This window comes from uncultured Sunxiuqinia sp. (assembly GCF_963974515.1).
Classification (GTDB): Bacteria; Bacteroidota; Bacteroidia; order Bacteroidales; family Prolixibacteraceae; genus Sunxiuqinia.
Map to the genome: position 1 here is coordinate 1 of NZ_CAXBDD010000055.1, position 26,445 is coordinate 26,445.

Genomic DNA, 26,445 nt, shown 5'->3' on the forward strand with positions numbered 1-26,445 from the left:
TTTCAGTGTTAAAAATCTTCAGGCATTAAAAATAAAAAAAATAGTGACATCTTTTTTTTAATGAGGAAATTGACCAGTTAGTTCGATACCACTTTTAGTCCAATAATCGAAGCAATGAGCGTAGCCAGAAAGAACAGCCTCAAAAAGGTGGTGGGTTCTTTAAACACAAAAATTCCGACTAAAACCGTTCCGACTGCTCCAATGCCTGTCCACACTGCATAGGCGGTTCCAATCGGCAGGGTTTGTGTTGCCTTAATCAGCAGAGCCATGCTTACGCTCAGGGTGACCAAAAAGCCGGCGTACCATAAATACATTTCGGTTCCTGCGGTTTCTTTCGCTTTGCCCAGGCAAAAAGCGAAGGCCACTTCAAACAAGCCTGCAATAATGATGATAATCCAGTTCATTGTTTCTGATGTCTATTGTTTTAGTCTGATGCTTATCGTTTGTCAAATATTAGTGCAATAAGTGCCATTGAATTTCTTAAGCCATGAATTAATACAGTAGTACAGAAAGCAACTTTAGGCGTTTTGCAATAGAAAAAGTAGGTATATGCTAAAACGAGGCCTCCTGCAAATGTTATCATCATGTATTGTAAACTATAATAATGGCATAAAGCAAAAATAACTGATGAAACTAAAATATAGAGACCATATTTGTTTCTTGTCAAACTCCAGTTTTGCATTCGATTAAATGGCAAACGTTGAAACAGGAATGTTTCAAAAAATGGAGTAACCAATACGGTGGCAATCCATGCCCCAGCTTCTGGTCCATTGCTATTCTCTCCCAGTATTTTGTCTGTCAGATAGATGAATGGTAAGACGAACAAAACGAATGCAAATGAAGACAAATAGAATATCGAAATTTGAGTCAAATAGGATTTTCTTTTAAGTCTTAATGTTAATTTCCAACGTCTAGATCTCATGTTTTATTAAAATTGAGATCTGCCGCCTTAGTTTGCGCAATGTTGCCATGCTTTATATTTTATCAAGTTTGCTTTCACCGTTTTTGAGTTCTCAACTGTATTTTCAAGTTCCGGTGTCTTAAAAACGGAGAAATTGTAAGCGTGAATTCGCCGGTTAATCTGGGATCAACAACTCAGTCTAATCATCGCCACCGCTACGACAACGAGTCGGCAGACTTAGTTTTCCAATCAACCAACGACCCCAAAATTATTTAATTCCAACGACATTCCCATCTTTTGTTATTTGTAGAGAGGTGTCGATTCAATTTTTATGATCCTATTTTCAACATTAATTTTCTTAATACTTTGAGTTGTCCAAATATTATGGTTGATTTAGGGAAACTTTCTTACGACCAACATGAAGCCAGTATTTTGCCCCTTGATTATTCTCTTTTCGCTTTTGTTTTTCAATTCAAGATCATACAGCCAGGATTCGGAAGATGTGATCAGCTCAGCATTTTTGAAAATGCAGGAACGTCCCCCCATGGAGAAGTTATATCTGCATTTCGATAAGTCCACCTACAGTTCCGGATCAAAGATTTGGTTTAAAGCGTACCTGGTAACCGCAACAGGCCATGCACCGCTGGCCTGGAGTCGGTTTATTTATGTCGAACTTTTTGACAAATCGGAGAAGTTAATTGCACGGCAAAAAATTAAGCAACTGGATGGCGTATTTTCAGGTCATATCAAATTGGATCCAGGACTTCAGGAAGGAGAATACACCATTCGGGCTTATACGACCTGGATGTTAAACAACGATGCTGACTTTCTTTTCGAAAAGACCATCCAAATTGTAAATTTTCAACCAGGGAAAGTGGTTTCACAAATTGATTACGAAACAGATGAAGAGGGGAAAACCTCGGCTACTGTCAGTTTCTCTGATCAATCTGGAAATGCGATCGAAGACGCGACGATCATCTGCAAAGTCAAGTTGGATGAAAATCAAACGGAAACATTCAAACGGAAAACAGGATCGGACGGAAAAATCAATTTTGATTTTGTTCGTGAAAATCAAGTCATGAAAAATCAGTTTATTGAAGTTGCTTTTGAAAAGAGCTCGACGGCGTATTCGAATAAATTCTTTATTCCAGCCGATGTAGAAGCTGACTTTGATATCCAGTTTTTCCCGGAAGGAGGAGTATTCCTTGCAGGGAAGGAAACGAGCGTAGCTTTTAAAGCAATCGCCCAGGACGGTTATTCGACGGAAGTGTCGGGCTATGTTCTTCAGAATGGAACCGATACCCTGTCATTTTTTAAAAGTGAGCACCGGGGACTGGGCGTTTTGACAATTAAACCGCTTATTGGTGTTGATTATGTGGTGTTTGTAACCAACTCAAAAGGGAAAACAAAGCGCTTTAGTTTGCCCCCGGTTGTTTCGGAAGGGGCGGCTCTCTCGGTTAAACGCTTAGGTGATTTTTTGCATCTTCAGATCCGGGCGCGAGGCGAAAACCTACCGAAGCCTTATTCAATCGTCGCTCATTCCGGCGAGGTTTTACTTTTCACGCAGCTTGTTGAGCAGTTGCAATACAACATTCCCACCGAGCTTTTGCCCGAAGGAATTATTCACCTCGTATTGGTTGATGGAAATCGGAAACCGGTTTCAAGTCGTTTGGTCTTTGTGAAAAAGGTTGATGCCGTTACGGTTTCTGTTCAGCCTGATCAGCCAAATTATAGCAAGCGTGAAGAGGTTGCACTTTCGATCAAGCTTCACAACAAGGACACACTTACCAGGACGGGAGATTTCTCTTTGTCAGTGACTGACGATATGGTGGTTGAGCATGATTCGTTAGCCGATCATATTTATTCGAATTTGCTGTTGACGTCAGACTTAAAAGGTTATATTGAGGATCCGGCCTTTTACTTTCTGCATGATGATTACAGGACAAACTATTACCTGGACTTGCTGATGTTGACACAAGGGTGGCGGCGATTTAATATTGGTGAGGTCATTCATAATCAATTGGAACAACCACGGCATTTTCTGGAAGTGGGACAAACCCTTTCCGGCACATACGAAGCGACTCTTTTAGGAAAACGTGAAGGGGTATCCATTACCGCTTTGGCCGTGAAGCCCTTGATCTCTGTTTCGACAGAAGCGGATGAAAACGGGAACTTTTTGTTTAATGAACTCGACTTTCCTGATAGCACGGTATTTACACTTCAATCGCAAAAATATACCAAAATAAGACAGGAGCCGGCGGGATTTATTCAAGTGGATAAAGATTCATTTCCCGAATTTTCGAACCGGAACCGCTTATCCACGAGGGTTCGCCCAACGTCAGAGCGTCTGCTTCAGAACGCGCAGCAGCGGATGTATTATGAAGTCGATGGACGAACGATCCTGCTCGATGAATTTGTGGTAAAAGGAGCCGACAAAAGGACACAGGACATGATAGAATATGGCCTGTCGAGCACGGTTATGGATGAAGAGGTATTGGCTGAAAGATTTCCGGTGGAGAAAATGGCTGATTTTATTGTCAAAACCTTGCCCGGTGTATTCTATTCCAGCGACCAGATTTTCATGCGGGGCGGAAGTACGCCGGCCGAAATTTATGTTGACGGAATGAATGCGGATATGTCTTTGCTTTCATCCATCAGTTCAACTGAAATTGAAAAAATTGTTATACTGAATGGCGCCAACGCGGTCTTGTACAGCCAGGGTGGCGGTGGAATGGGTGGCGTGATTCTGATCATTACAAAAACGGGGGGGAGTTTCGATCGCCAATTGGCCGGCGTTGTGAAGTATATGCCACTTGGGTATCAGAAGCCAAGCGAATTTTATGTGCCCAAATACGAGGTCGATTCCGTCCGGATTTCCCGGGACCCGGACGTGCGGTCGACCGTTTATTGGGATCCAACAATAGAAATTGACCAATCAGGAATAACAACCATCCAGTTTTATGCTGCCGACCCAAATACAACATATTCCTATATTTTGGAGGGAATTACCAATAGAGGCGAAATTTGCAGGTATGTGGGCCAGTTAAACCGGACATCTGAATAAAAGCTGAGTTCTATTCTTTGAGTTTTATGTTGTTCTACTTTAATTACTTTTCCATTTTAAAATAAATGCCCAACAGATCAGGCTCGATATTGAATAATCCAGACACAAATCCTGTATCAGATGAAATATGGTTTTCATCATAAGAATCATCCCCTAAAAGCTCAATGACTTCAAGCTTGGTTTTTCCAATAAAGAATTCACTTTTACTAATGTCATTTGATATCTTATATCTTTCTCCTTTATTTTCAGTCTATTCCTGCTTTTAGAAATCAGTCGTGGAATAATACGAGATTGAAAAAATCCAAATCATTGTGAATCCAAGGCACAAAAAGGGGCTCAGAATTGCTGTTGGAATTGTAGTAAGAAATTTTCTACTCTTAATTTTTCCAATTTCCGGCCTACACAATGTCTATTTTGACAGAAAGTAAACAGGAATCGCAAGAATTAATATTATTTTGGGAACTTCAATGCCCATATGTTACTTAATGATTTATAATTTTTTTATCATCAGAGACTTTATCAAGAATCAAACAAATCTGTTTGTAGATTCTTTTCCGGCTCGCTTGTTTGGAGCTCATAGGTAACAGCTTGTCCCCGGGGATTTCAGGAAGGGGTTCGCTGTCTTGACTTTGTAAACCATGCGTAGCACCTCAAAACCTTTATTTTTTCGCTCCCCACGATACTGGGTTTTGCTATAAAACAGATCATCTGGATACTATTTTAGGCCTTTGGGGTGTCCTGGTCTGGTTTTAGATCGGAGCAGCCTTTATATTTCTAAATAGTCTCTCCTAGCTTTAAACTAGGTTTTTACTACTGAGGTAACAGAAACCTGGGAGAAAGTATGGACTTAATCCGGACAAGTCACGTGGGGGCCATACGAGATTCATAAGGCAATGGTGAAACCCTGACTGCTGAAACAAAAACTGTAAGATCTAACTAAGCCCTTGAGCTTATAAGCGAAACCTTATTTTTTTCTCTGCCAAAAAATGAACACTTTTGAGCAAAACAAATACGATGGAACGACAAGCTTTTTTAACCTTGACAACCAGTTCGCAGTGGATCTTATTTTTAGCTATCGGGCTGATTATTTTTTCGTGGGTCGAAAAGAAACGACTGTACCAACAGCTTGGGCAAGGCACCTTTGTCTTGCTGGGTTTGTTCGCCTTGTGGATCCTGTTGACCGATCAGATTGTGTTGCCGGCTGTTGTTTCGGACCAGGTGGTGCCGGTTGAAGCACAGGCGCTGAGTTATTTCTCTGGGCTATTGATCAGCGGGTTTGTAGCTATAGTCGCCTTTCTTCTTGGGCAGGCAAAGCCGCGCTGGGCTCGCTTTTTCAATATGGGCCTGGTGGCCATCGGCCTGGCGTTATTCTTTATGGTGTACCAGTTACAACGTGTGTAGGTCGGGACTTGATGCAGGATGCTCGGATGCTTGATGTACTGAGATAGCTCGATCTGGTCATTGATAGTCTCTCAATTGTCATTAATCGCAAGTGGTTGGGTATTACTAAAAAGGGATTGCGATTGAATACTTCTTTAGCCAGTGGTTGGGCAACTTGAAACCTGGAACTTGAAACTGCGACCGAAGGGAGTCCCGAACCTTTGGAAAAACGTGCAGCAAGAAAGGCTGCCCCTTTTGGAACAGCCTTTTGCTATCTGTTAGAATATCGATATCGCTATTGTTTCGAGTCTATGCACGCGTTGTAGATGCCTTCAAATAACTCTTTGGCATCCGAGGCAGCCATGGCGGAGAAAGCCACGCGGATGACATTGTTCAGGTTAATGATTCCGATGCTGTATTTGTCAATTAAAATTTTGCGGATTTTTTCACCGTCCAATCCTTCGGCCAGTTGCACACACATAAAATAACCCGAGTTGTAGGGCAGTGCCGTAAAGTATTCAGCGTATTTTTCATCTTTTAAAGCGTCTTTCACGGCATGGTAACGCTTGTTCATGATCTCGAACTTTTCGGCTTTCTGTTCTTTGTAGGCTTCATTTTCAAAGGCGTTAAGCAGCAACGACTGTGAAATGTTGGCCGCATTGGAAATGTTTCCACGCACAGCTCCGGCGGTTTTGGCTTCCAGTGCCGCGTACAATTCGGCATCGCCCCCTTTTATTCCATAGGTCATAAAACCAACGCGGAATCCCCACACGTAGTCTTCCTTGGTTGGGCCGTCCACTTTTAGGGCCAGTACATTTTTGTGCAGGTCGCACAGTTGCGCGAAGATGCTTTCGGTTTCAATGCCTTCTTCGTAAACCAGTCCAAAATAAGCATCATCGGAAAACACGACAATCTTGTTTCCTTTTTCGGCCGATTCCTTGATGATGGCAACAATCGCCTTCTGTTCTTCAATGGTTGGTGTGTAGCCAGTCGGGTTGTTGGGGAAGTTCAGGATCAGCACTTTTTTTCCGATTCCGCCTTCGTCAAGCTTAGCCTTAAACGACTCCAGATCGAATCCGCCATCTTTAAACAAGTTGAATTTGTTGATTTCAGAACCGTAGGCATGATTTAGAATCAGGTTGTAGTTGCCCCAAAATAAATCGGGCACAATCACTTTTTCGCCTTCGTCAACAAACAGGTAGCCTGCCATGCTGACACCATGGGTTAAGGCATTGGTAACAACGGGTAAGCTGATTGTTTTATCTTTCAAGGATGGGTTTTTCTCAAAAATCATGCTTTGCCATTTGGCCCGGATATCGGGGCGGCCAAAGCTTGGAGCGTAAGGAAAAACCAGTGACGGATCAAGCTTGACATTGGATTCAATGCTTCCCAAACGCATGGGGCTGCCGTTATCTTCAACAGCTGCTCCAATAGTGGCATTTATTCGGGTGCTTTTTGCATCGGCAGTTTGTCCTAATATTCCTTTTTTGGGGAAGAAAATGTTCTTTCCTTTTTTCGACAAAAGATCGTAAATAACTAGGTTTTTAGCTTTGATAATTTTGTTTAGTTCCTCGGCTTGTGGATTCATATTGATTGATTTAACTGTTTTTGCATTGCTTTCTATCCTTATTTTGGATAAAATCGGCTGCAATTTATTAAAAAAACTTGATTTGATTTACTTCTTCTTTCAATTTGAAACTCAAGATTAGCTTATTTTTACAAATCGTAATTTATAAATCGGATCTTGGTTATTTTGGCTTCAATTTGAAATTACGTCAACAGGTCTTCGTCCCGAATGATCATCAGAATGGACGAGTGTGGCAATATGATGTATTTTTCTTTGTTAAATTCGATTTCGAAACCACTTTTGGATAAATAGATGGCCAGGTCGCCAACATTGGCTTGGAGCGGAATGTATTTGACGTCTTCTTTTTGATTTTTCCAGGGCTCATTTTCATCGGTCATCGCCGGGATGGGATAACCCGGCCCCACTTTAACGATGTAGCCGCTTTGTACTTTTTCGTTCTCCTGGACGGTGGGTGGAAGGTATAACCCGGACTTGGTTTTGGTTTGCGGATTTTTCGGTTTGACCAGTACACGGTCGCCAACCATAATGAACTTCTTCAAATCTTTTTCTTCAATAATCAATGACATGGTTTTGTTATTTTTTAGGGGCAAAGATAAAAGTTTATCGCTGTTGCAGAGAATGAATTCCCTTTTTCGGACCAGCAATCAGTCAACCAGCGGCAGGGTGAAACTCACGGTGGTTCCTTCGCCGGGTACACTTTCGATATAGATTTGGCCATCGTTTTTCTGCACAAATTCTTTGGTCAGGATCAGCCCGATTCCGGTTCCCGGTTCCTGCATGGTTCCGGGGTTTGAAAAAGACAGCGAGGAATTGAACCGAAGCAATGCTTCGTTGGTCATGCCCACACCGGTATCGCTCACGGTGATGAGCATTTTGTCGTCTTGCTCCTGGGCCGAAATGCGGATTTCGCCTCCGGGATGCGAGAACTTAATGGCGTTGGAAACCAAGTTTCGTAAAATGGCACTGGCCATATGATAGTCGGCATAGATTTCCGAATTGCTTTTCATTTTCAGAAAGATCAGCAGTTTCTTTTCTTCAATCAGCGGGTTGAAGAGCTCAATGACTTCGCGGTAAATCTTTTCAAGTTTGAAAGGCTTGGGCGAATAGGGAATATGATCCATCTGAACGGTTGACCAGGTCAGTAAATCGTGCAGCAGTTTGTAGTTGTGTTTCGATACGTTGGCCATGTTATTAATGAGCTTCATTCTTTCCTCCTTGGGCAGTTCGTCATACTGCTCATTCAGCAGCGACGAAATAGCCATGAAACTTCCCACGTGGTCGCTAAGGTCATGGGAAATAATGGACAGGAATTTTTCCTTGTTGACTGCCAGGTCTTTATATTTCTGCTGACTCGACTTCAGCGAGATGGATAGTTTTTCCAGGCGGTTGTAAAGGATTTCGAACACAAATTCGTTGGCAAAGGCCATGGCCGCAATAAACAGAAACACAATGGAAAGCCGGCAAACCAAACTGTAGTTGTAGTTGGGGCACCACGGTTGATCTTGCAGAAAGTAATAAGCAAGGGCATTGGCAATAAAGAACAGAATCAGGGCGATAATTCCACGTTCTTTACCCAGGATCAAGATCACTGGTAAGGGTAGCATTAAGGCAAAGGCAATGCCTGATTCGTTGCTTCCTCCCGTCAAAAAAAAGTAGGTACTGATGTTGAAAATGATGAAGACAAAAACGAGGGATGGAACAAGAAGATCCTTTGTCTTTTTGAGCAGTAAAAAGGTGAAACCTCCCGCTACAAGAGAAACAGAATTGAAAATGGCCGTTTGGTAGTCTGCCTTATAAATATTGCTGATCACAAAAAGGCTCAGAGCCACGAAAAACATATAGAAGAACAGGTTCAGCAGAATGCTTTTTTTCTTCTCTTCCAAGCGTTCGTACGAGGTGTCGTCAACATTGAAAATGAATAATTTCAAGTAGTAGTTTAAGAATTCGCTCACGGGGTTCAAATTTTTATACTAAAATAGCCAATTCGACAAACTATTGCACTACGAAAGAAAACGATTTTAGGCAGGCAGGCTACTAATATTCGCCCAACACGTCCGAAAGTACCTCATAACCATCGGCTGTAACCAAAATGGTGTGTTCATATTGAGCTGATAACTTTCCATCGCTGGTGCGGGCCGTCCAGCCATCAACTTTGTCGACTTTGGTTGAAGCACGTCCTTCATTAATCATGGGCTCAATGGTAAAAGTCATGCCGGCTTCCATGATGTCGCCTGTATTCTTGCGTGCAACGTGGTCAACTTGCGGGGCCTCATGAAATTCCAATCCCACACCGTGTCCACAGAACTCGTACACCACGCTGTACTTTTGCGCTTTGGCATAGCGGGCAATCACAAAGCCGATGTTTCCGACATAGTTGCCCGGACGTACTTGCTGAATGCCCAGATCAAGGCAATGTTTGGCGGCATTAATCAACCGGCGGGCTTTATCTGAAATTTTGCCGACTGCAAACATTTTGCTGGTATCGCCATAGTAGCCATTCAGAATGGTGGTGACATCAATGTTCAGAATGTCGCCTTCTTTTAAAATCTCGTTTTCTCCAGGAATTCCATGACAAACGACTTCGTTGAGCGATATGCATGTAGCCTTCGGGTAGCCGTTGTATCCGATGGTGGCCGGAACTGCTCCGTGGTCTCGCACAAATGCTTCGATTTTATCATTGAGAAATCCCGTGCTTATGCCTGGTTTCACAAATTCTTGAATCATCACCAGCGACTGTCCCGCCAGCTGACTGCTTTTTCTTATCCCTTCAATTTGCTCGGGCGTTTTAATTATAATATCGCTCATTCTGTTTTTATAGAAAAAATTTTCGCAAAAGTCGCAAAACGTTCTTTATTTTCAAAATTGAACAATAATTTTGTCCAAAAGTTTAAAAAAAGCCAAACAGATGAATAAATATATCCAGGAAATCAACATTGGAGCCTATCATACCAATCAATATGCGCAGGCGTCGGTCACTTCCTTATTCAATATCATGCTTGAAGCCGCCTGGGCTCATGCGAGGGTGATGGAATGGGGGTATGATGATTTGAAAGGCAACAACATGTTTTGGGTACTGTCGCGGGTATATTTTGAATTGGAGAAATATCCTTTGTGGCAAGAGAAGATTACCTTAAACACCTGGTCGGCCGGAACGGATGGGATTTATGCTTATCGCGAATTTATTCTGGAAAATGAGCAGCATGAAGTTTTGCTCCGGGGCAGTACCGCCTGGCTGATTTTGAACATGGAAACCAAACGTATTTTCAGGCTGCGTGATTTTAGGGACACCTTTCCGCGCCTTGATGGGCAGGATGTTTGCCGCAATCCGAGTCGCATTAAACCCCAAGGCCGTTCAGAAGATCTTCGCTTTTATCCGGTTCTGTTTAGTGAGTTGGATGTGAACAAGCATTTTAACAGTGTGAAATTCCTGGAACGGGTGCTTGATGCCTTTGGCATTGACTTTTTAGATCGGTTTGAGCTGGCCGATCTGGAAGTGAATTACCTGAAAGAGGGCATGGCCGGCGATGCCTTGGCGGTGGATACCAGCCGGATTGATGATACCCGCTACCAATCAACCATTGTGCGCGAATCTGATGGTGTTGATCTTTGTACCATGATTCTCCACTGGCGAGAACGCAACGCATGAAGTCAGCTGATTACCTGCAAGGCGAAATTCGTTAAATCGATTTGATCAGCTTTCCAGCCATTGGCTGATTTTTGTGAGTTTGTCTTCCAGCGGCATAAATCCGTCAAGCCAGTGGATTTTGGTGCCATGTTTCTCCATTCGTCTGAACCAGGTCATTTGGCGCTTGGCAAACTGGTGGATGGCAATTTCGAGTTTGGCAAACATTTCCTCATAACTCATTTCTCCAATCAGATGCAGCGTCAGGTATTTGTATTCCAGTCCGTAATAGGTGAGTTGTTCGGGTGTCAGGCCCTTGTCAAGCAGGCGCTGCACCTCGTCCAACATGCCATTTTCGAGCCGTTGTTTCAGCCGTTCGGTAATTCGTTTACGCCGGTGTTCCCGGTCGTATTTTACGCCAACCACCAAGCTGTTAATTTCAGGCATATTGTTGCTCAGCTCCGGGTTTTGTTTCAGGTAGGTTTCAATTTCAATGGCACGAATTACCCGGCGGCGGTTTTCGGTGTCGGTGGTGTTATGTTGTTCGGGTTTCATGTCAAGCAGTATGCGAACCAACTCGTCCAGGCTTTTGGGATCCATTTCTTTCCGGAGGTCATGATTTTTTGGAACCTGGATTAATTGATAATTATTTAAAACCGCTTCAATATACAATCCGCTACCGCCACACAAAACCGGAAATTTTTCCCGTTCGGTGATGTCGTTGTAAGCCTTTAGAAAATCATTATGAAACAGATACACATTGTATTCGAACCCGGCATCAACAATGTCAATCAAATGATAAGGAATCGGTTGCCCTTCGATTTCATAGTCCTCGTAATCTTTTCCGGTACCCAAATCCATGCCCCTGTAAATTTGACGCGAATCGGCTGAAATGATTTCTCCGCCAAGTCGTTTCGCAGCGTGAGCAGCAACCGTTGTTTTGCCCGAGGCTGTTGGACCGAGGATGGTCAGCATGTGATATTTTCGTTGTTTCATCGATATTTCTCTTTAAGGTTTACAAAATAATGTATTTTTGTGACGCAAAACCAGAAATTATGGATTTTAAAGGTCGATACCAGCTGCTTTTTCAAACGTGTGCGAACGTGTTGATGGAGCCGAATAAGTTTTGGCGGGGAGAGAAGGAAGAAGTAGAACCGGAATCGGTGTTCTCAAACTACTTTCTTCCACTGGTGCTGTTGGTTGGATTAGCTGTTTTTACAGGTGAGCTGATTAAGGGAAGCGAGGTTTTGTTTAGTTACGCTGTGGCCAAGTCCGTTCGTGAAGTCATCAGTTACGTCCTCCAGTTTTATCTGTCGGTTTACCTGCTGAATGAGTTGTTGACCAGCGTGGGAGGCGGGAAAAATAAGTTGCTTGTCACCCGTCTGGTTGCCTATTCTTTTCTTCCTTTTCTGATGGTTTCATTTCTGACAGGTTTGTTTCCCGGCCTGTATATTTTAAGTGCTTTGGGGCTTTATGGTATTTTCCTGTTTGTGCAAGGAGTCAAAGGTAGTTTGAATATCGTGCCGGAGAATCAGAATCGGTATACCATGCTCGCCTTACTGTTGATTTTTCTTATCTTCATCCTTTTGAATGTATTCAGTTGGAAATTATTACAAGCGTTCTACGGTTATGGTGCATAAAAAGCAAAATATCAATATAAAAAATAAGCGTGCCTATTTCGATTATGAGATTTTAGAGAAGTTTATTGCCGGTGTTCAGTTGGTTGGCACTGAGATTAAATCCATACGAAATGGGAAAGCCTCGGTGGGTGAAGCCTACTGCCGTTTTACCCGCAACGAATTGTACGTGGTGAACATGAATATTTCGGAATACGATTTTGGCAATATCAACAATCACGAAGCCCGTCGCGACCGCAAGCTCTTGCTAAATAAAAAGGAGCTGGAAAAACTTCAAAAGAAAATGAAGGAAAGTGGGTTGACCATTATTCCACTTCGCATGTTTTTAAACGACAGGGGGCTCGCTAAGCTCGAAATTGGTCTGGCAAAGGGTAAGAAAACACATGATAAACGCGATACTCTGAAGGAAAAGGACGCCAGACGTGACATGGATCGTGCCATGAAATTCTAGTCCGTAAATTAGCGGATAAAAAACTCTGCTATGCACTTGCATGTGTGACCATGATTGTTGTAACTTGTAGCTTCTTAGTTTTTCAACGCTAAAAAAACAGAATGCTATGAACAAGTTTTTACCCCCAGTCATGGTCCTTTTTTTTCTGGTAGCCGTTTCCGGAACTGCTTCGGCACAAGGATTTCTCAATAAATTGAGCAAGAAAGTGCAGGACAAGATCGAGAATAAAGTAGAAGATAAGGTTGATCAAAAAGTTGACGAGGAGGTTGACAAAAGCCTGGATAAAGTTTTTGAAGATGACGCGGAGGATTCGGACCCTAGCAATACTTCCGAAAAGCAAAATGAACGGCTTCAGAAGATGATGAAAGGGATTGCAATGTCGGGCGAGCCTGTGCCGATTGAAAATGCTTATGCCTTTGATTCCAAGCTCCAGATGCATATCGAGTCGTACAAAAAAAATGGTGATAAAGACAGCGACGGAGAATTTATCACTTACATCAATCCAAACGGGAAAAATTTTGCCTACGAGTTTATTGGTGGCGATATGAAGCAAAAAGGTCAAGGCACCTTCATCATGGACTTTAAGAATAAGGCCATGATCATTCTTTCCGAAGAAAATGGCGAGCGACAAGGCATTGTGTATGGTTTTGACATGGAGGGATTGACCGACACCGGAGTTGATACGGAAGCATATGAAGAGTTGGAAGATGCTGATATGACCAACTTGGCTATGAGCCCCTACGTAGAAAAAACAGGGCGGACAAAGACCGTCGAGGGTTATCGCTGCGAAGAGTACCGCTACGACAATCCCGAAGACGAGACAAAAGCCAGTTTTTGGATCAGCAAGGATGTAAACATTATGACACGCGATTTTATGAGCACTATGCTGAAATCGGCTACCTATTCGCACGGCATGCCCTGGGGATTTGTTATGGAGTCGGAGTCGGAAAACACAAAAACAGGCGAACGTTCGGTTATGCGGGTAACCGATATTGACAACAATGCCAATAAGCAGTTTAGTATGTCAGGTTACCAGATTACCAATCTTGGGTCGATGAAAATTCCGGCTATGGAGGAGGAATAAGCAGAAAGACTTGTTTCAAGCTTATGCCGGATCAGTTCAATTTCTTGAGGCGAAAAGAATCTGGTCAGATACATGTCTCAATGGTATACCTAGGGCTCTCCGTATGACGTCGAGAGATGCAGCTGACACACTTAGAGGTGTCAATGCCATACTTAGACGTGTAACTGTCGTGTTTCGAGGTGTAAGTGCATCATCGATAGGTTTAACTCTCACGCTTAGACATGTACTTGCCACACTTAGGTGTGTAGGTGCCTCACTTGGACGAGATGAATTCAAATTTTCACTGAGAATTAGCATTCTCCTATTCTAAGAAAAGTAATCGCCAAGTTTTTTCTTTTTCGGTTTAATAATTGAGTTAAGCAATTTCCATATTCTCCATCGGGATAATTGCTTCGCCTTTATACCGGAGAATTAGATTGGCAACAGCCAGCGTGTCTTTTTCGCAATAGCGAATGATCCGGTCCAGATCTCCGTCGTGGTAATATACCTTGGCAACCTGGCTGCCGTCAATGTCGTCTTTGGGCGTTGGAATATTAAATACCGCACAAAGCAAGCTGAGTGAGGTGTAGTTTTTATAGTCGCCAAACTTCCACAGTTGCAGGGTGTCCATCAGTTTCTCTTTCAAATCCCATGGTTTCATACCGGCAATGTCAAGCGCTTTGGGCAAAGATAAGCCGTTTATCAGTGTCCGCCGGGCAATGTAAGGGTAGTCGAACTCCTGCCCGTTGTGAGCGCAAAGCCGCTTGCCAGGATGGGACATAAATTTGTTCAGCATGTCGTTGAACTGGGAAAGCAGTTTCTTTTCATTGTCATCGTAAAACGATTTTACACGATAAAAACGCTCCCCTTGTTTTTGAGTGATTACGCCAGCCGAAATACAGATGATCTTTCCAAATTCGGCATAAATTCCTGCCCTTTCATATACCTCGTCCGGCCCTTGGTCTTCGGCACGGAAATAGGTTGATTTCTTTTCCCACAGTTTTTGGAAATCCTCCTTCAGTTCACTGAATTCAGGATATTGCGGGACCGTTTCAATATCGATAAAAAGTAGGTCTTCGACGTTTATATTGTTTAACATAGCTAAAGATGTTGTTTTATGAAATTGGTAAAGATATTGATGGCCACGGTGTTGTTTCCGCCTTGTGGAATGATGATATCGGCAAACCGTTTGGTGGGTTCGATAAATTGCAGGTGGCTCGGCCTGACAGTTTCTTCGTAGCGGGCGAGAACTTGTTGCACATCGCGTCCTCGTTCAATGATGTCGCGCCGGATAACCCGGGAAAGTCGTAAGTCAGAGTCGCAATCAACATAGGCCTTGATGTCAAGGAGTTTGCGAAGCGATGCATTTGACAGCACCAGGATTCCTTCAACGATCAACACCGACTTTGGACTGATCGTGTTGGTTTCGGGCTGACGGGTGCAGGTTAGATAGGAGTAGGTCGGCTCTTCAATGCTGTTGCCCGCTTTCAGTTCCGAAAGGTGTTTGGTTAGCAAGCTGAATTCAATGGAATCGGGATGATCGAAATTAATTTCCTTACGTTGCTCCATTGGGATATGGCTGCTATCACGGTAATACGAGTCTTGGGAAATAACCGCCACTTCATTTTGTGGTAGTTGCTCTATGATTTTTCGTACAACGGTGGTTTTTCCAGAACCTGTACCCCCGGCAATTCCAATAATGATCATTCGGATGAAATTTTAAGTAAAGATAAACAAGCCACGTTGATTTCCATTATTCCTCATCCGATTTATGGTTCAGCCGTTGGAAAATGTTAACTTCGCAGGCGAAAGATAAATCCATATTAAAAATTGCAGACTATGATCAATCACGTGGTTCTTTTTAAATTGAAAGGATACCCTGAGGCAGAAAAGGAAGCGGTGTTGAGTAAAATAAAAGAGGCGCTCGAATCCTTGAAGGATAAAATTGAGCAGGTTAAATATTTGGAAGTTGGTTTAAACTATGAGCTCAATGCCAAATCGTATGACGTTTGCCTGATTTCGCATTTTGAGTCGGTGTCCGATTTAGATATCTACCGGGTACATCCTGATCACCTAAAAGTGGTGGAGCTGGTTCAGGAAACAACGGTTGAACGCGCAGCCGTTGATTTTGAGTTTTAATCATCCAACCAAAGAAGAAGACGAATGAAGAATTTATATCCGTTGAAATTTAGAGCCCAGTATTTGGATAAAATATGGGGTGGACACAAGATAAAAACGCACTTGGGTAAGGATTTTGGCGATCTCCCTAATTGTGGCGAAAGTTGGGAAATCAGTGGTGTGCAGGATCGGGTTTCGGTGGTTGACAATGGTTTTTTGGCGGGAAATACCCTTGAAGAACTGATTGAGATCTACATGGGCGAATTGGTTGGTGACCGGGTGTACGAAAAGTTTGGTGTGGAATTCCCACTGCTGGTCAAATTTATCGACGCCAATGATGATCTGTCCATCCAGGTGCATCCGGATGATAAACTCTCGAAAAAACGTCACCAAGCCTTTGGCAAAACCGAGATGTGGTATGTACTTCAAGCTGATCCGGGGGCCAAGCTGAACTTGGGCTTTAAGGAAGAGTTGACCAAAGAACAGTACCTGGCGAAATTTGAAGCGGGGCAGTTGATGGATATCCTGAACTTTGAGGAAGTGAAAGCAGGAGATATTCTGTTTATGCCTGCCGGCCGGGTTCATGCCATCGGGCGTGGCATTTTGGTGGCGGAGATTCAGCAGACTTCTGACGTAACTTACCGCATATACGATTTCGACCGGAAAGATTCGGACGGTAACACGCGGGAGTTACATACCGAACTGGCTTTGGACGCCATCGATTTTACCGTTCCTGATTCTTATAAAACAGAATACAAAGCCAAGAGGAATGAGCCGGTTGAGGTGGTTAAATGCGATTATTTTACGACAAATGTACTGGAGCTGGACAAAAAGCTGGAGTGCGATATTCACAAGCTGGACTCGTTCGTGATTTATATTTGCCTGGAAGGAGCTTGTGAACTGGACTATTCGGACGGAATAGTTGCGCTGGAAAAAGGCGAGACCATTTTGGTGCCGGCAGTGTTGGAGCAGTTCTTTTTAAACCCCACCGCAGCAAGTGTTAAACTATTGGAAGTACATCTGTAAAAAAAAAACAATTTCAATGGAGATCAAGACAGCCCGCTTTTTAATGAGTAATTCGGATGTGCAAAAATGTCCGGAGCCCACCAAGCCTGAGTTTGCCTTTATTGGCCGGTCTAATGTGGGCAAATCTTCATTGATTAACATGCTTACCGGACAGAAAAAGCTAGCCAAAACCTCATCACGGCCCGGCAAGACGCAGTTGATCAATCATTTTTTAATTAACGAACAATGGTATTTGGTTGATTTGCCGGGCTATGGTTACGCCAAGGTTTCGAAAAAAAGCAAAGAAAAATTTCAAGCATACATTGTTGATTACGTGCTCAAGCGTGAAAACCTGTATTGCCTTTTTGTGCTGGTCGACTCAAGGCACGAACTGCAAACAATTGATATGGAATTTATCAACTGGCTTGGCGAAAAAGAAGTTCCTTTCGCTTTGGTTTTTACGAAGTCAGATAAGCTGGGAACCAATAAATTGGCTAAAAACATTTCAGACTATAAAGATCAGTTATTGGAACACTGGGCCGAATTACCTCCGATGTTTGTCAGTTCGGCTGAAGATGGAGCCGGAAAGGAAGACATCCTGGGATTTGTTGAAAACAGCATGTCGGATCTCGGTTAGTCCTGTGGGGCAGTTTGTTAACAATATGCCCTCCTGTGACTTTTATCAATTTTAAATAACTTACAAGCAGTGTGCGAAGGTTATTTTAAAGATTTTTTTACCTTTGCGCGCAATCCCAAGCTACAAAATTAAAAGAGAGAACATGTCAAAAAAGGCTCCTTTAAAGATTTTTACAGGTACAGCAACAAGGTATCTGACCACCGAGATTTGTAAGAGTGTTAATGTTGACCTGGGGAAATCTTCCTGCCCGGTTTTTGCCGATGGCGAGTTTGAACCCTGTTTTGAAGAAACGATTCGTGGAGCTCACGTTTTCATTGTCCAGTCAACTTTTCCAACAGCCGACAACTTACTGGAGCTGTTGTTGATGATTGATGCAGCTAAACGCGCATCGGCCTACAAAATCATTGCTTGTATTCCGTATTTTGGTTATGCACGGCAAGACCGGAAAGATAAACCACGTGTTTCCATTGGCGCAAAACTGATTGCTGACCTGCTGTCTGCTTCCGGAGTCGATCGCATTATTACGATGGATTTGCATGCTGATCAGATTCAAGGCTTTTTTAATGTCCCAGTTGATCACCTGTTTGCATCTGCCTTATTCATTCCGTTTATTCAAAACATGGGATTGCGTGATATTGTAATTGCTTCGCCTGATGTTGGGGGAACCAAACGTGCCAATACCTACGCCCGAATGCTTGGAACCGATATGGTTATTTGTCACAAATCACGTGCGAAGGCCAATGTAGTTGGTAACATGACCTTGATTGGCGATGTGCGAGACAAGGATGTGATTATGGTTGATGATATGATCGATACCGCAGGAACCATCGCCAAAGCTGCCGGCCTGATGATTAAAGAAGGAGCTAACTCGGTTCGTGCGTTTGCGGCCCACGGTCTATTGTCGGGGCCTGCCTATGAACGTATTGAGGAGTCGGCTTTGCAGGAGGTTTACTTTACCAACTCAATTCCACCTAAAAAAGAATCAACGAAGATTAAGTATATTTCCGCTGCTGATGCATTCGCTGAAACCATTCAGCGAGTCTATAAAAATGAGTCAATTAGTTCGTTATTCTATAAATAATTTGATACATTTGCACCGCTTTTTCCAACGGCATCAGTGTTATGTATGCTGTTTGCCCTTTTAACAAAAGGGAGGACTGAGTATCATAATAAACTAAAATTTTTAAAAATGAAATCAATTGCAATTAAAGGCCAGATAAGAGAAGGTCTTGGTAAAAAGGAATCAAAAAAGTTAAGAAGTGAAGGCAAAGTTCCCTGTGTTTTGTATGGCAACGAAGCTCCTATTCATTTTGTGGCAGATGCCGGCGATTTTCGTCCGTTAATTTACACGCCAAACGTGTATTTAATTGATTTGGAAATCGATGGGGCAACTTACAAAGCTATTATGCAAGATGTACAGTTCCATCCGGTTGATGAGCAAATTCTGCATGTTGACTTCTTGAAAACTACAGAAGAAAAGCCTGTGAAGATTGACGTTCCAATTAGGGTTACAGGTTATGCCAAGGGGATGCGATCGGGTGGAAAGCTGAAAACAAACCTTCGCCGTTTGCGTGTAAAAGCCTTAGCGAAAGATCTTCCCGACACCATCTCCATCGACATTACCAATTTGGGGCTGGGCGACAGCTTTAAGGTAGGGCAATTGAAACTGGATAATATTGAGTTTTTGAATAGCAAATCAGTACCAGTTGTTTCTATTGTGATTACCCGTGCTGCTCGTGCCGCTATGGGTATGGCTCCTATTGCTGAAGAAGAGGAAGAAGCTGAAGCTGAAACTGAAGAGTCATCAGAAGAATAGACCTAGGGAACGACCCTGCCCTGAGATTCTGGCGGGGACGTTTCATCCGTATTTTCAATAATAAAAAAAATAAGATGTTTTACGGATGAAGTATTTAATCGTAGGACTTGGAAATCCGGGGAGTGAATATGAAAACACCCGGCATAATATAGGATTTAAAATATTGGACGCTCTTGCTGATGCGTCCAATATTCGTTTTAGCGATAAGCGTTATGGCTACGTGGCTGAGTATAAGTTTAAGTCGCGTGTGTTTATTCTCTTAAAACCAACTACTTACATGAATTTGAGTGGGCGGGCAGTCAATTTTTGGTTGCAGAAGGAGAAAATCGCTTTCGAAAACCTTTTGATTTTAACTGACGATCTGGCCCTTCCGTTTGGATCGCTTCGTCTGCGGGCTAAGGGAGGCGATGCCGGGCATAACGGACTGAAAAGCATTCAACAGGTAACCGGGCGTAGTGATTATGCGCGCCTGCGATTTGGTATTGGCGATGAATTTCATCCGGGGCAGCAGGTCGACTATGTATTGTCAGAATGGTCGGAAGATGAAGTCAAGGAGTTGGCCGAAAAAATCGATACCTGCATTGAGATTATTCAAAGTTTTGGCACCATTGGAATAGCCAGGACAATGAATCAATTCAATAAACGAAAATAGTATGAGCGATCCGATTCGGGTGGATAAGTGGCTTTGGGCGGTTCGTGTGTTTAAAACACGGAGCATGGCCACGGAAGCAGTCAAAAAAGGACGTGTTTATATTGCCGACATGGCCGTCAAGCCCTCACGCGTTGTCAAGATAGGCGATGTTGTTAAAGTGAGAAAAACGCCGGTTACTTATAGTTATAAAGTGTTGGAATTGGCCGATAAACGAATGGGTGCCAAGTTGGTTTCGGACTACATGGAAGATGTGACTCCAAAAGAAGAATTGGAAATTCTGGAAGTTCAAAAGCATTCCGGATGGTTTCAGCGCGAGCGGGGGACAGGGCGGCCAACAAAGAAAGACCGACGTGATTTGGATGATTTTTTTGAAACGGAATAATTATGCTGATAGCCAAGGAAAAGCGACAAACAAATATGGCCGAATACATTCTTTACCTTTGGCAGGTTGAGGATTTGCTTCGGGCCTTGAATTTTGATCCGGATCAGATTGGGAAAACACTGGTTGCCCGGTTCGACGTGGATCACGATACCCGCCTGGAAATATATGATTGGTATAAAAATCTGGCTAGCATGATGGAAAAGGAGCGGGTGACAAAAAGCGGCCATTTGCAGTTCATTTTGAACTTAATCGACGATCTCAACCGGTTTCACATGCAGCTGCTTCAGTCAGGGAAAGATCCCCAATATCCGACTTTGTTTCAGCTAGCGAAGCCGGTAATCAATGAGTTCAAATTGAAAAGCACGGATACGGATGAGCATGATATCCGGATGGCTTTTCAGGCGCTTTACAGCATTATTTTGTTGAGGTTGCAGAAAAAGGAAATCTCACCGTCAACCCAAACTGCCATCGATCACATTAGTAGAATGATGGGGCACTTGTCAGCTCGCTATTTGCAGCACGAAAAAGGAAAATTCGAAATTTAAAGAAACCGATCGGCATCTTCTGGATTTGGCAGCATGCAGTTGTTTCGCCGACCGAACCAATTGAAGCGATTCGAAGCGATCAGTTTGTATAGATAGTCGCGCCAGCTTCGTGGCAGGATTCGTGCAACAAGAACAAGATTAAATAAACCTCCGAGTCGATCTGCGATTTTCAGCACAGCTTCCGATTCGATATAAAATTGATCATTTTCAACTAAAATAATGGAATCGATCGTCTCCGAAATAATCAATCTATTTTTAATTTCTTCACCAATTTTGCCTGATAGTGGCGCAAAGAGAAATTGCTTTTGATGATCAAATTTCAAAATTAATTGAACTGACCGGCTGCACAGATGGCAATATCCGTCAAATAAAATCAGGGCTTTATCCGGGGAAACGAATGTCATTACTTATTATTTTTGAAATCGGTTTGCAAACCTTCAGCCAGCCAGTTTGCCAATGCCTGCCGATTGTTACTTTGAATAAACCGTTGCTGGTCTCTGAAATGGTTGATATTTCCCAGTTCGATAAAAACCGCCGGAGGGTAGCTGTATTTCAAAACGTACAGGTTTCGGTCTGAAACCGTGCCATGATAGCCTCGGTTGGGTTGGTGGGTGTCGTATTTCTTTTTGAACGTTTGCTGCAGGTTGTTGGCCAGTTTTTTGCCGGTCTTGCTGCGTTGATCATGGTAGAAGAACACGTCAATATTTTCACCTTTACTGCGAGAGTCAACATGAATGATGACCAGTCTTTGAAAACTTCCTTTATGATTGATGGATAGCTTATTAACGGCATCTTTTCGTTGCTGCAGCCGTTTGAGATGGTTTCGCGGAATCGGTAGGTCGGGGTAGCAGGTTTCATCTTTGTCAGGTTTCAGAAAGCTTTCGTCGCGAACACCGTCATTCTCGTCACGTGTAATCATGTAAACCAATGCTCCATGCTCAATCAACCGGCGGGCCAGGCGCAAGGTAACATCGTAGGCGTATTCGTCTTCGCAAAGGGTGTGGTGGCTGTATCTGCCAACAGCTCCCGGATCGGGGCCTCCATGTCCGCTCAGTAAATAGTAAACGGCTCCCTGGAGCTGATTGTCAATGGGATTCACCTGTTCGTATGTTTTCCCAAAAATGGGATAAATAGCGCCACCAGTTGTCGAAGATTGGCTCACTTGTTCTTTTTGTGGCAAGCTATAGGTCTGTCCTGCAAACAAGGCATTATCTTTGCCCAACTTGCCTTTGTTGAGTTCAATAAAAGCATTTAAATGTTCCGAAGGAGATAAACCATGGCGTTTTAACAAGCTGTAAATTCCCTCGCCATTTTTGGCGACGGTGGTTTGATAATCCTGAGCCTGCATGGAAGATACCAAAATAAGCAAGAAAAAAACGAGGGCCGAAAACCGATGGGATAGTCGCAAGAAAATGACAAAATGATGGTACCTCATGGAGTTAAATCTGTTTTGGTTAAAACGAAATGCTCAGTTTAATGTTTTGTAGTAAGCGATGAAAATGTAATTTTGAATAAATCTATTTTTTATTTCTGAATAATAAAACGAATGCGCCATCCAGTTATCCTCAGTACTCTGTTAATAATCCTGTTTTCGTGCAGAACATTGCTGGTAGTCAGTGATGTGGAGAAACGGAATATTTCCAATGATTCGTTGGTCGTAGCATATAATACTGAAATTGCCGATCTGGTTGCACCTTACCGGCAGAATTTGCAGGGTGATATGTCGCGGGTGATTTCAATTTCAAAAGAGGAGTTGATACGATCGAAGCCTGAAAGCAAGCTAACGAACCTGGTGGCCGACATGCTCTTAAATTCAGGAGTGGCCTTCTGCCGCATAACCAAGCAGGCCTTTGTTCCCGATGTGGCTTACGTGAACTATGGGGGATTGCGTGCTTCTCTTCCAAAAGGGGAAATAACGGTTGGCGATATTTATCAACTAATGCCATTTGAGAACGAAATGGTACTGTTAAAGCTGTCTGGTACCACAATGGAGCAGTTTGTTGAGCAAATTGCGCTAAGGGGAGGCGATGGCGTAGCCGGCATGCGTTTAGGAATTGAGGGCAGTCGAATTGGAAGCCTGGAAGTCGACGGTCAGGAGTTTGAGAGAAACAAAGACTACTGGGTGGTTACCAATGATTATATTGCTGCGGGAGGCGACGACATGAGCATGTTGGTTAATCGTAAGGAGATGATTGAAACCGGACTGAAGATTAGAGATATCATCATAGAAAACTTGGAGAGCGAACTTCAGAGTGGACGAAGAATCCAGGGAGCAACGGATGGGAGAATTTATTATGAATAGCCGAAGAAATTTTATTCGCGACTTGGTTAGCGCATCAGCAGGTTTAGGTTTGATGCACTTGCCAGCCGACTTACTGGCAACTCAGGATTTGGTTAGCTTGAGCATTTTACACACCAACGATATTCATTGTCGTATTGATCCGTTCTCCGAAGATCATTCCATTTATCAGGGGCGCGGCGGACTTGCGCGCCTGTCGGGATTGATTAACCAGATCAGGGAAAACGAAAGAAATGTTTTACTATTCGACGCCGGCGATATGTTTCAAGGAACACCATATTTTAATTATTACAAGGGCGAACTGATTTTGAAAGTGATGTCGGAAATGCGATATGATGCCGGTACGATTGGAAATCATGAGTTTGACAATGGTCTCGACGGCATTGAAATGTCAATCGAATTTGCCAACTTCCCGCTGGTATGTAGTAATTATGATTTTTCAAGAACACGTTTGTATGATACTTTTCCTGGGTATACCATTTACCGGAAAGGCGGTGTTAAAGTTGGCGTATACGGGCTTGGAATTGAGTTGAATGGTTTGGTAAGTGAGCAGAACTATGGGGAGACCGAATTTAAGGATCCGGTGAAAGTGGCGCTTGAAATGGAGTCATTCTTGAAAAATGAAAAAGGCTGTGATCTGGTCATTTGTCTGTCGCACCTGGGCCTGCAATACAAGGAGGTAAAAATATCTGATACGTTGCTGGCCATGGAGACTCATCATACCGATTTAATTATTGGTGGGCATACCCATAGCTTTCTCGATTCGCCATTAGAGCTAAAGAATGCCGACGGAAACCGAGTTCTGGTGAATCAGGCCGGTTGGGGCGGAATGGTTTTGGGGCGCATCGATTTTATTTTTGACCGTAACAAGAAAGAAGATAAACAGATCTTATCACAGAATATACCAGTCAGTAAATGAAAAAATACCAGCTTGTTTTGTTGACCGTTTTGAGTGGTGTTTTGTTGAGTTTACCCTGGCTCGAACTGTTTCCCGGATGGATTTTATTTGGTGCCCTCGTGCCTTTCTTTTTTGTTGAGGACCATTTTTTCCGCAGGCGGGCTATACTTCCCGATATCAGTTTTCTACCTTATGCTTTTCTTGGTTTCTTTCTTTGGAACGTGATGACCTGTTGGTGGATTGCATATGCTGCTCCTTTTGGTATGGTGATCATTGTTTCGCTGAATGCTTTGTTGATGGCTTTCGTTTGGTGGCTATATCACAAGATGAAGCGGAATTTTAAATCCAGGCTGGGGCCGATCTCTCTGCTGGCCTTTTGGCTGGCTTTCGAGTACCTGCACTATAATTGGGATATGGAATGGCCTTGGCTTACCTTGGGAAACGGCTTTGCCAACCAGGTGGAGTTCATTCAGTGGTACGAGTATTCGGGAGTAATGGGAGGTTCACTTTGGATTCTGGCTGGCAATTTGATCTTGTTCCAGGGACTAAAATACGTCTTTGACGGATATCGCTTGAAGGCAGCTGTGGCTTACATCAGTTTATTTCTTCTGCTGGTGCTTTTTCCAATGATGCTTTCCCAAAAACGGTACAATAGTTACAACGAAACAGGGACTGCCTATGAAATACTTATTCTGCAGCCCAATATCGATCCATATCACGAAAAATTTAAAGCTGAGACATCGTATCGTCAGCTAAATACCTTGCTGCGCTTAGCCGACTCGCTGGTCACTTCGGAAACGGATTTTGTTGTTGGGCCGGAGACTGCGCTGCAGCCTATGGTTGAAAATAAGGAGCTCCGCCTTGATCCACAGCTTATGCCATTTTATAGCTGGGTCGAAAACTATCCGAAATTGAACATTGTGATGGGAGCCACTACCCGTCGCTACTTTCAGGAAGGAGAGGCGCTTTCGGAAACAGCTCGAAAGGATTCTGGAGAAAAGCTTCACTATGATCTTTACAATTCTGCTTTGCTCATCAATCGCCAGTCAGACATTCAAATCTATCACAAAAGTAAGCTAGTGAGCGGAACAGAAAAAATGCCATTTAGCCGCTATTTCTCTTTTGTTGAGAAATTTATTGTTGACTTGGGGGGAGCGACCGGAAGCCTGGGGAAACAGAGTGAGCCAACTAATTTTATCAGTGTGTCAGACTTGAAGGTGGCTCCAATTATTTGTTTTGAGTCAGTTTTTGGACAATACCAGGGTGAATTTGTCCAGCAGGGTGCTGATCTCATTTTTATTCTTACCAACGATGGCTGGTGGAAGGATTCGCCAGGCTATCGTCAACTGTTGGCCTATGGCCGTTTGCGGGCAGTTGAAAGCCGCCGAAGTGTGGCACGTTCTGCTAATACTGGTATCTCTGCGTTGATCAACCAGCGGGGCGATATCGTGAAAGCAACGAAATGGTGGACCGAAGCAGCATTGAAAGGGGACCTTAAAGCCAACCAGGAAATAACATTTTATGTGCAATATGGGGATTTTGTAGGGCGGGTAAGCGCGTTTGTGTCAGTCCTGCTTTTGCTGTCACTCTTGGTGCGAAAGAAAACGAAATACAACCACTAAAAAGACAAAAAAAATCCGCATTAATTCGTTTGCGTAAAATCCCTGATCAAAAGGATTTGAGTGCCTGTCCGATCAGACTTCCACCGGTAGTTAAACTACTCACCTCGATTGCTCGAGGCTACAAGGCCTGTCTTTACGTCCAAAAGCTTGCTCGGTTCAATGTAAACTGTTGAATTTACCAAATTTGAATTAATGCGGACAATATCTTTGTGAAAGAACGTTTTCTTGGTTCAAATATAGTCTGCCGTTGCAGACTTTGCAAGTAAAATCATTGATTTAATAACATTATCGAAATATCTCATTGATTTATAACGAGATTGAATGACAAGTTTTTCGTGTCATTAACTTTCCGGTTTTTTCTGCGTACAAATGCCCTTGAAAACCCGATGGCTGTGGTTTTGTCTGGCTTTTAGACGCTTTGATTTCCATGGCATAAAATCAATGGTTTTTTTGTTGAAATAATTTTGCTAAAGCCAAAAGTAGTTCTATATTTGCACGCACATTCAAAACGGGCTTGTCCCCTTGAGTAGATTTAGTTCTACGAGTACTGAGTTAGGAGATTAAAGAATTTAGTCACGATATTTCTGGAGAGATGGGTGAGTGGCTGAAACCACCGGTTTGCTAAACCGGCGTACGGGTCAAACCGTACCGGGGGTTCGAATCCCCCTCTCTCCGCATCAAAATATTTTCGGGATGTAGCGCAGTCCGGTTAGCGCACCTGCTTTGGGAGCAGGGGGTCCCAGGTTCGAATCCTGGTATCCCGAC

At 43.2% G+C, this 26,445-nt stretch carries 27 protein-coding genes and 2 tRNA genes; 19 read left to right on the plus strand and 10 right to left on the minus strand.

Annotated features, from left to right (window positions below; translation table 11 throughout):
- Positions 1-77: 77 nt before the first annotated feature.
- Complete coding sequence (locus AAC033_RS12350; protein ID WP_339738532.1) at positions 78-404, minus strand: multidrug efflux SMR transporter; 327 nt, start codon at positions 402-404, stop codon at positions 78-80.
- A gap of 915 nt (positions 405-1,319) precedes the next feature.
- Between AAC033_RS12350 and AAC033_RS12355 the strand changes: the two genes are divergently transcribed.
- A complete protein-coding gene (locus AAC033_RS12355; protein WP_339738534.1) occupies positions 1,320-3,965 on the plus strand; it encodes a TonB-dependent receptor plug domain-containing protein in 2,646 nt (881 codons plus the stop codon).
- A gap of 1,014 nt (positions 3,966-4,979) precedes the next feature.
- Positions 4,980-5,366: a hypothetical protein gene (locus tag AAC033_RS12360; RefSeq protein ID WP_339738536.1), complete on the plus strand. Its 387-nt coding sequence runs from the start codon at positions 4,980-4,982 to the stop codon at positions 5,364-5,366.
- Positions 5,367-5,640: 274 nt separating this feature from the next.
- Here the strand turns inward: AAC033_RS12360 and AAC033_RS12365 are convergent, their stop codons facing one another.
- The 4 genes from AAC033_RS12365 to map all read right to left on the minus strand — a co-directional run bounded on the left by AAC033_RS12365 (position 5,641) and on the right by map (position 9,738).
- Positions 5,641-6,933, minus strand: coding sequence for an aminotransferase class I/II-fold pyridoxal phosphate-dependent enzyme (locus tag AAC033_RS12365; RefSeq protein WP_339738538.1), 1,293 nt, complete (start codon positions 6,931-6,933; stop codon positions 5,641-5,643).
- Positions 6,934-7,115: 182 nt separating this feature from the next.
- Positions 7,116-7,499 (minus strand): co-chaperone GroES family protein, encoded by a 384-nt coding sequence (locus AAC033_RS12370; protein ID WP_339738540.1) that lies wholly within the window; start codon positions 7,497-7,499, stop codon positions 7,116-7,118.
- Between the two features lie 78 nt (positions 7,500-7,577).
- Positions 7,578-8,885: a HAMP domain-containing sensor histidine kinase gene (locus AAC033_RS12375; RefSeq protein WP_339738542.1), complete on the minus strand. Its 1,308-nt coding sequence runs from the start codon at positions 8,883-8,885 to the stop codon at positions 7,578-7,580.
- Positions 8,886-8,967: 82 nt separating this feature from the next.
- Entirely contained in the window at positions 8,968-9,738 is a 771-nt protein-coding gene (gene map, locus AAC033_RS12380; protein ID WP_339738545.1) for a type I methionyl aminopeptidase, read from the minus strand.
- A 100-nt stretch (positions 9,739-9,838) separates the two neighbouring features.
- On the opposite strand from map, the gene AAC033_RS12385 reads away from it, so the two are divergent.
- Positions 9,839-10,579, plus strand: a complete 741-nt coding sequence (locus AAC033_RS12385) for an acyl-ACP thioesterase domain-containing protein (protein WP_339738547.1) — start codon at positions 9,839-9,841, stop codon at positions 10,577-10,579.
- 45 nt (positions 10,580-10,624) lie between these two features.
- Here AAC033_RS12385 and miaA read toward each other — a convergent pair whose 3' ends face one another.
- On the minus strand, positions 10,625-11,551 hold the full coding sequence (miaA, locus tag AAC033_RS12390) for a tRNA (adenosine(37)-N6)-dimethylallyltransferase MiaA (RefSeq protein ID WP_339738548.1): 927 nt from the start codon (positions 11,549-11,551) through the stop codon (positions 10,625-10,627).
- 59 nt (positions 11,552-11,610) lie between these two features.
- Here miaA and AAC033_RS12395 point away from each other — a divergent pair, with 59 nt between their 5' ends.
- The 3 genes from AAC033_RS12395 to AAC033_RS12405 all read left to right on the plus strand — a co-directional run bounded on the left by AAC033_RS12395 (position 11,611) and on the right by AAC033_RS12405 (position 13,727).
- Positions 11,611-12,195, plus strand: a complete 585-nt coding sequence (locus AAC033_RS12395) for a YIP1 family protein (protein ID WP_339738549.1) — start codon at positions 11,611-11,613, stop codon at positions 12,193-12,195.
- A complete protein-coding gene (gene smpB, locus AAC033_RS12400) occupies positions 12,185-12,643 on the plus strand; it encodes an SsrA-binding protein SmpB (protein WP_339738550.1) in 459 nt (152 codons plus the stop codon). Before AAC033_RS12395 ends, smpB begins: the two co-directional genes overlap by 11 nt.
- A gap of 106 nt (positions 12,644-12,749) precedes the next feature.
- Entirely contained in the window at positions 12,750-13,727 is a 978-nt protein-coding gene (locus tag AAC033_RS12405; protein ID WP_339738552.1) for a hypothetical protein, read from the plus strand.
- A gap of 355 nt (positions 13,728-14,082) precedes the next feature.
- Here the strand turns inward: AAC033_RS12405 and AAC033_RS12410 are convergent, their stop codons facing one another.
- Together AAC033_RS12410 and udk are read right to left on the minus strand one after the other, a co-directional pair.
- Entirely contained in the window at positions 14,083-14,805 is a 723-nt protein-coding gene (locus AAC033_RS12410; RefSeq protein WP_339738555.1) for a 3'-5' exonuclease, read from the minus strand.
- Positions 14,806-14,807: 2 nt separating this feature from the next.
- Positions 14,808-15,413, minus strand: coding sequence for a uridine kinase (udk, locus tag AAC033_RS12415; protein ID WP_339738557.1), 606 nt, complete (start codon positions 15,411-15,413; stop codon positions 14,808-14,810).
- 132 nt (positions 15,414-15,545) lie between these two features.
- Between udk and AAC033_RS12420 the strand changes: the two genes are divergently transcribed.
- From AAC033_RS12420 to AAC033_RS12455, 8 genes are all read left to right on the plus strand, one after another.
- On the plus strand, positions 15,546-15,845 hold the full coding sequence (locus AAC033_RS12420; protein WP_339738559.1) for a Dabb family protein: 300 nt from the start codon (positions 15,546-15,548) through the stop codon (positions 15,843-15,845).
- Positions 15,846-15,869: 24 nt separating this feature from the next.
- Complete coding sequence (locus tag AAC033_RS12425; protein WP_339738561.1) at positions 15,870-16,850, plus strand: type I phosphomannose isomerase catalytic subunit; 981 nt, start codon at positions 15,870-15,872, stop codon at positions 16,848-16,850.
- A 16-nt stretch (positions 16,851-16,866) separates the two neighbouring features.
- The gene (gene yihA, locus AAC033_RS12430; RefSeq protein WP_339738563.1) at positions 16,867-17,466 is read left to right on the plus strand and encodes a ribosome biogenesis GTP-binding protein YihA/YsxC; all 600 of its coding nucleotides are present in this window, start codon (positions 16,867-16,869) and stop codon (positions 17,464-17,466) included.
- Positions 17,467-17,608: 142 nt separating this feature from the next.
- Positions 17,609-18,547 (plus strand): ribose-phosphate pyrophosphokinase, encoded by a 939-nt coding sequence (locus AAC033_RS12435; RefSeq protein WP_339738565.1) that lies wholly within the window; start codon positions 17,609-17,611, stop codon positions 18,545-18,547.
- A gap of 108 nt (positions 18,548-18,655) precedes the next feature.
- Positions 18,656-19,282, plus strand: a complete 627-nt coding sequence (locus AAC033_RS12440) for a 50S ribosomal protein L25/general stress protein Ctc (protein WP_339738567.1) — start codon at positions 18,656-18,658, stop codon at positions 19,280-19,282.
- A gap of 85 nt (positions 19,283-19,367) precedes the next feature.
- Entirely contained in the window at positions 19,368-19,934 is a 567-nt protein-coding gene (gene pth / locus AAC033_RS12445) for an aminoacyl-tRNA hydrolase (RefSeq protein ID WP_339738569.1), read from the plus strand.
- A 1-nt stretch (position 19,935) separates the two neighbouring features.
- On the plus strand, positions 19,936-20,316 hold the full coding sequence (locus AAC033_RS12450; RefSeq protein WP_339738571.1) for an RNA-binding S4 domain-containing protein: 381 nt from the start codon (positions 19,936-19,938) through the stop codon (positions 20,314-20,316).
- Positions 20,317-20,318: 2 nt separating this feature from the next.
- On the plus strand, positions 20,319-20,861 hold the full coding sequence (locus AAC033_RS12455) for a DUF4924 family protein (RefSeq protein WP_339738573.1): 543 nt from the start codon (positions 20,319-20,321) through the stop codon (positions 20,859-20,861).
- Here AAC033_RS12455 and AAC033_RS12460 read toward each other — a convergent pair.
- Together AAC033_RS12460 and AAC033_RS12465 are read right to left on the minus strand one after the other, a co-directional pair.
- Entirely contained in the window at positions 20,858-21,265 is a 408-nt protein-coding gene (locus tag AAC033_RS12460; RefSeq protein ID WP_339738575.1) for a DCC1-like thiol-disulfide oxidoreductase family protein, read from the minus strand. The genes AAC033_RS12455 and AAC033_RS12460 overlap by 4 nt on opposite strands.
- Entirely contained in the window at positions 21,265-22,296 is a 1,032-nt protein-coding gene (locus AAC033_RS12465; RefSeq protein WP_339738577.1) for an N-acetylmuramoyl-L-alanine amidase, read from the minus strand. The genes AAC033_RS12460 and AAC033_RS12465 overlap by 1 nt, the downstream gene beginning before the upstream one ends.
- 111 nt (positions 22,297-22,407) lie before the next feature.
- Between AAC033_RS12465 and AAC033_RS12470 the strand changes: the two genes are divergently transcribed.
- The 5 genes from AAC033_RS12470 to AAC033_RS12490 all read left to right on the plus strand — a co-directional run bounded on the left by AAC033_RS12470 (position 22,408) and on the right by AAC033_RS12490 (position 26,444).
- On the plus strand, positions 22,408-23,163 hold the full coding sequence (locus tag AAC033_RS12470) for a 5'-nucleotidase (RefSeq protein ID WP_339738579.1): 756 nt from the start codon (positions 22,408-22,410) through the stop codon (positions 23,161-23,163).
- Positions 23,141-24,079, plus strand: a complete 939-nt coding sequence (locus AAC033_RS12475; protein WP_339738581.1) for a metallophosphoesterase — start codon at positions 23,141-23,143, stop codon at positions 24,077-24,079. Before AAC033_RS12470 ends, AAC033_RS12475 begins: the two co-directional genes overlap by 23 nt.
- A complete protein-coding gene (lnt, locus tag AAC033_RS12480; protein ID WP_339738583.1) occupies positions 24,076-25,680 on the plus strand; it encodes an apolipoprotein N-acyltransferase in 1,605 nt (534 codons plus the stop codon). Before AAC033_RS12475 ends, lnt begins: the two co-directional genes overlap by 4 nt.
- 586 nt (positions 25,681-26,266) lie before the next feature.
- A tRNA-Ser gene (locus AAC033_RS12485) sits at positions 26,267-26,355 on the plus strand.
- Between the two features lie 14 nt (positions 26,356-26,369).
- Positions 26,370-26,444 (plus strand) — tRNA-Pro (locus AAC033_RS12490).
- The last annotated feature ends 1 nt before the right edge of the window (position 26,445 follow it).

Coding starts and splice junctions, on each gene's coding strand:
- AAC033_RS12370 (WP_339738540.1), bottom strand. CDS start 7,499: ATGTCATTGATTATTGAAGAAAAAGATTTGAAGAAGTTCATTATGGTT.
- AAC033_RS12350 (WP_339738532.1), bottom strand. CDS start 404: ATGAACTGGATTATCATCATTATTGCAGGCTTGTTTGAAGTGGCCTTC.
- yihA (WP_339738563.1), top strand. CDS start 16,867: ATGGAGATCAAGACAGCCCGCTTTTTAATGAGTAATTCGGATGTGCAA.
- AAC033_RS12470 (WP_339738579.1), top strand. CDS start 22,408: ATGCGCCATCCAGTTATCCTCAGTACTCTGTTAATAATCCTGTTTTCG.
- AAC033_RS12460 (WP_339738575.1), bottom strand. CDS start 21,265: ATGACATTCGTTTCCCCGGATAAAGCCCTGATTTTATTTGACGGATAT.
- AAC033_RS12425 (WP_339738561.1), top strand. CDS start 15,870: ATGAAGAATTTATATCCGTTGAAATTTAGAGCCCAGTATTTGGATAAA.
- AAC033_RS12365 (WP_339738538.1), bottom strand. CDS start 6,933: ATGAATCCACAAGCCGAGGAACTAAACAAAATTATCAAAGCTAAAAAC.
- AAC033_RS12420 (WP_339738559.1), top strand. CDS start 15,546: ATGATCAATCACGTGGTTCTTTTTAAATTGAAAGGATACCCTGAGGCA.
- smpB (WP_339738550.1), top strand. CDS start 12,185: ATGGTGCATAAAAAGCAAAATATCAATATAAAAAATAAGCGTGCCTAT.
- AAC033_RS12385 (WP_339738547.1), top strand. CDS start 9,839: ATGAATAAATATATCCAGGAAATCAACATTGGAGCCTATCATACCAAT.
- lnt (WP_339738583.1), top strand. CDS start 24,076: ATGAAAAAATACCAGCTTGTTTTGTTGACCGTTTTGAGTGGTGTTTTG.
- AAC033_RS12465 (WP_339738577.1), bottom strand. CDS start 22,296: ATGAGGTACCATCATTTTGTCATTTTCTTGCGACTATCCCATCGGTTT.
- AAC033_RS12475 (WP_339738581.1), top strand. CDS start 23,141: ATGGGAGAATTTATTATGAATAGCCGAAGAAATTTTATTCGCGACTTG.
- AAC033_RS12450 (WP_339738571.1), top strand. CDS start 19,936: ATGAGCGATCCGATTCGGGTGGATAAGTGGCTTTGGGCGGTTCGTGTG.
- miaA (WP_339738548.1), bottom strand. CDS start 11,551: ATGAAACAACGAAAATATCACATGCTGACCATCCTCGGTCCAACAGCC.
- udk (WP_339738557.1), bottom strand. CDS start 15,413: ATGATCATTATTGGAATTGCCGGGGGTACAGGTTCTGGAAAAACCACC.
- AAC033_RS12405 (WP_339738552.1), top strand. CDS start 12,750: ATGAACAAGTTTTTACCCCCAGTCATGGTCCTTTTTTTTCTGGTAGCC.
- AAC033_RS12355 (WP_339738534.1), top strand. CDS start 1,320: ATGAAGCCAGTATTTTGCCCCTTGATTATTCTCTTTTCGCTTTTGTTT.
- AAC033_RS12410 (WP_339738555.1), bottom strand. CDS start 14,805: ATGTTAAACAATATAAACGTCGAAGACCTACTTTTTATCGATATTGAA.
- AAC033_RS12435 (WP_339738565.1), top strand. CDS start 17,609: ATGTCAAAAAAGGCTCCTTTAAAGATTTTTACAGGTACAGCAACAAGG.
- AAC033_RS12440 (WP_339738567.1), top strand. CDS start 18,656: ATGAAATCAATTGCAATTAAAGGCCAGATAAGAGAAGGTCTTGGTAAA.
- map (WP_339738545.1), bottom strand. CDS start 9,738: ATGAGCGATATTATAATTAAAACGCCCGAGCAAATTGAAGGGATAAGA.
- AAC033_RS12455 (WP_339738573.1), top strand. CDS start 20,319: ATGCTGATAGCCAAGGAAAAGCGACAAACAAATATGGCCGAATACATT.
- pth (WP_339738569.1), top strand. CDS start 19,368: ATGAAGTATTTAATCGTAGGACTTGGAAATCCGGGGAGTGAATATGAA.
- AAC033_RS12395 (WP_339738549.1), top strand. CDS start 11,611: ATGGATTTTAAAGGTCGATACCAGCTGCTTTTTCAAACGTGTGCGAAC.
- AAC033_RS12360 (WP_339738536.1), top strand. CDS start 4,980: ATGGAACGACAAGCTTTTTTAACCTTGACAACCAGTTCGCAGTGGATC.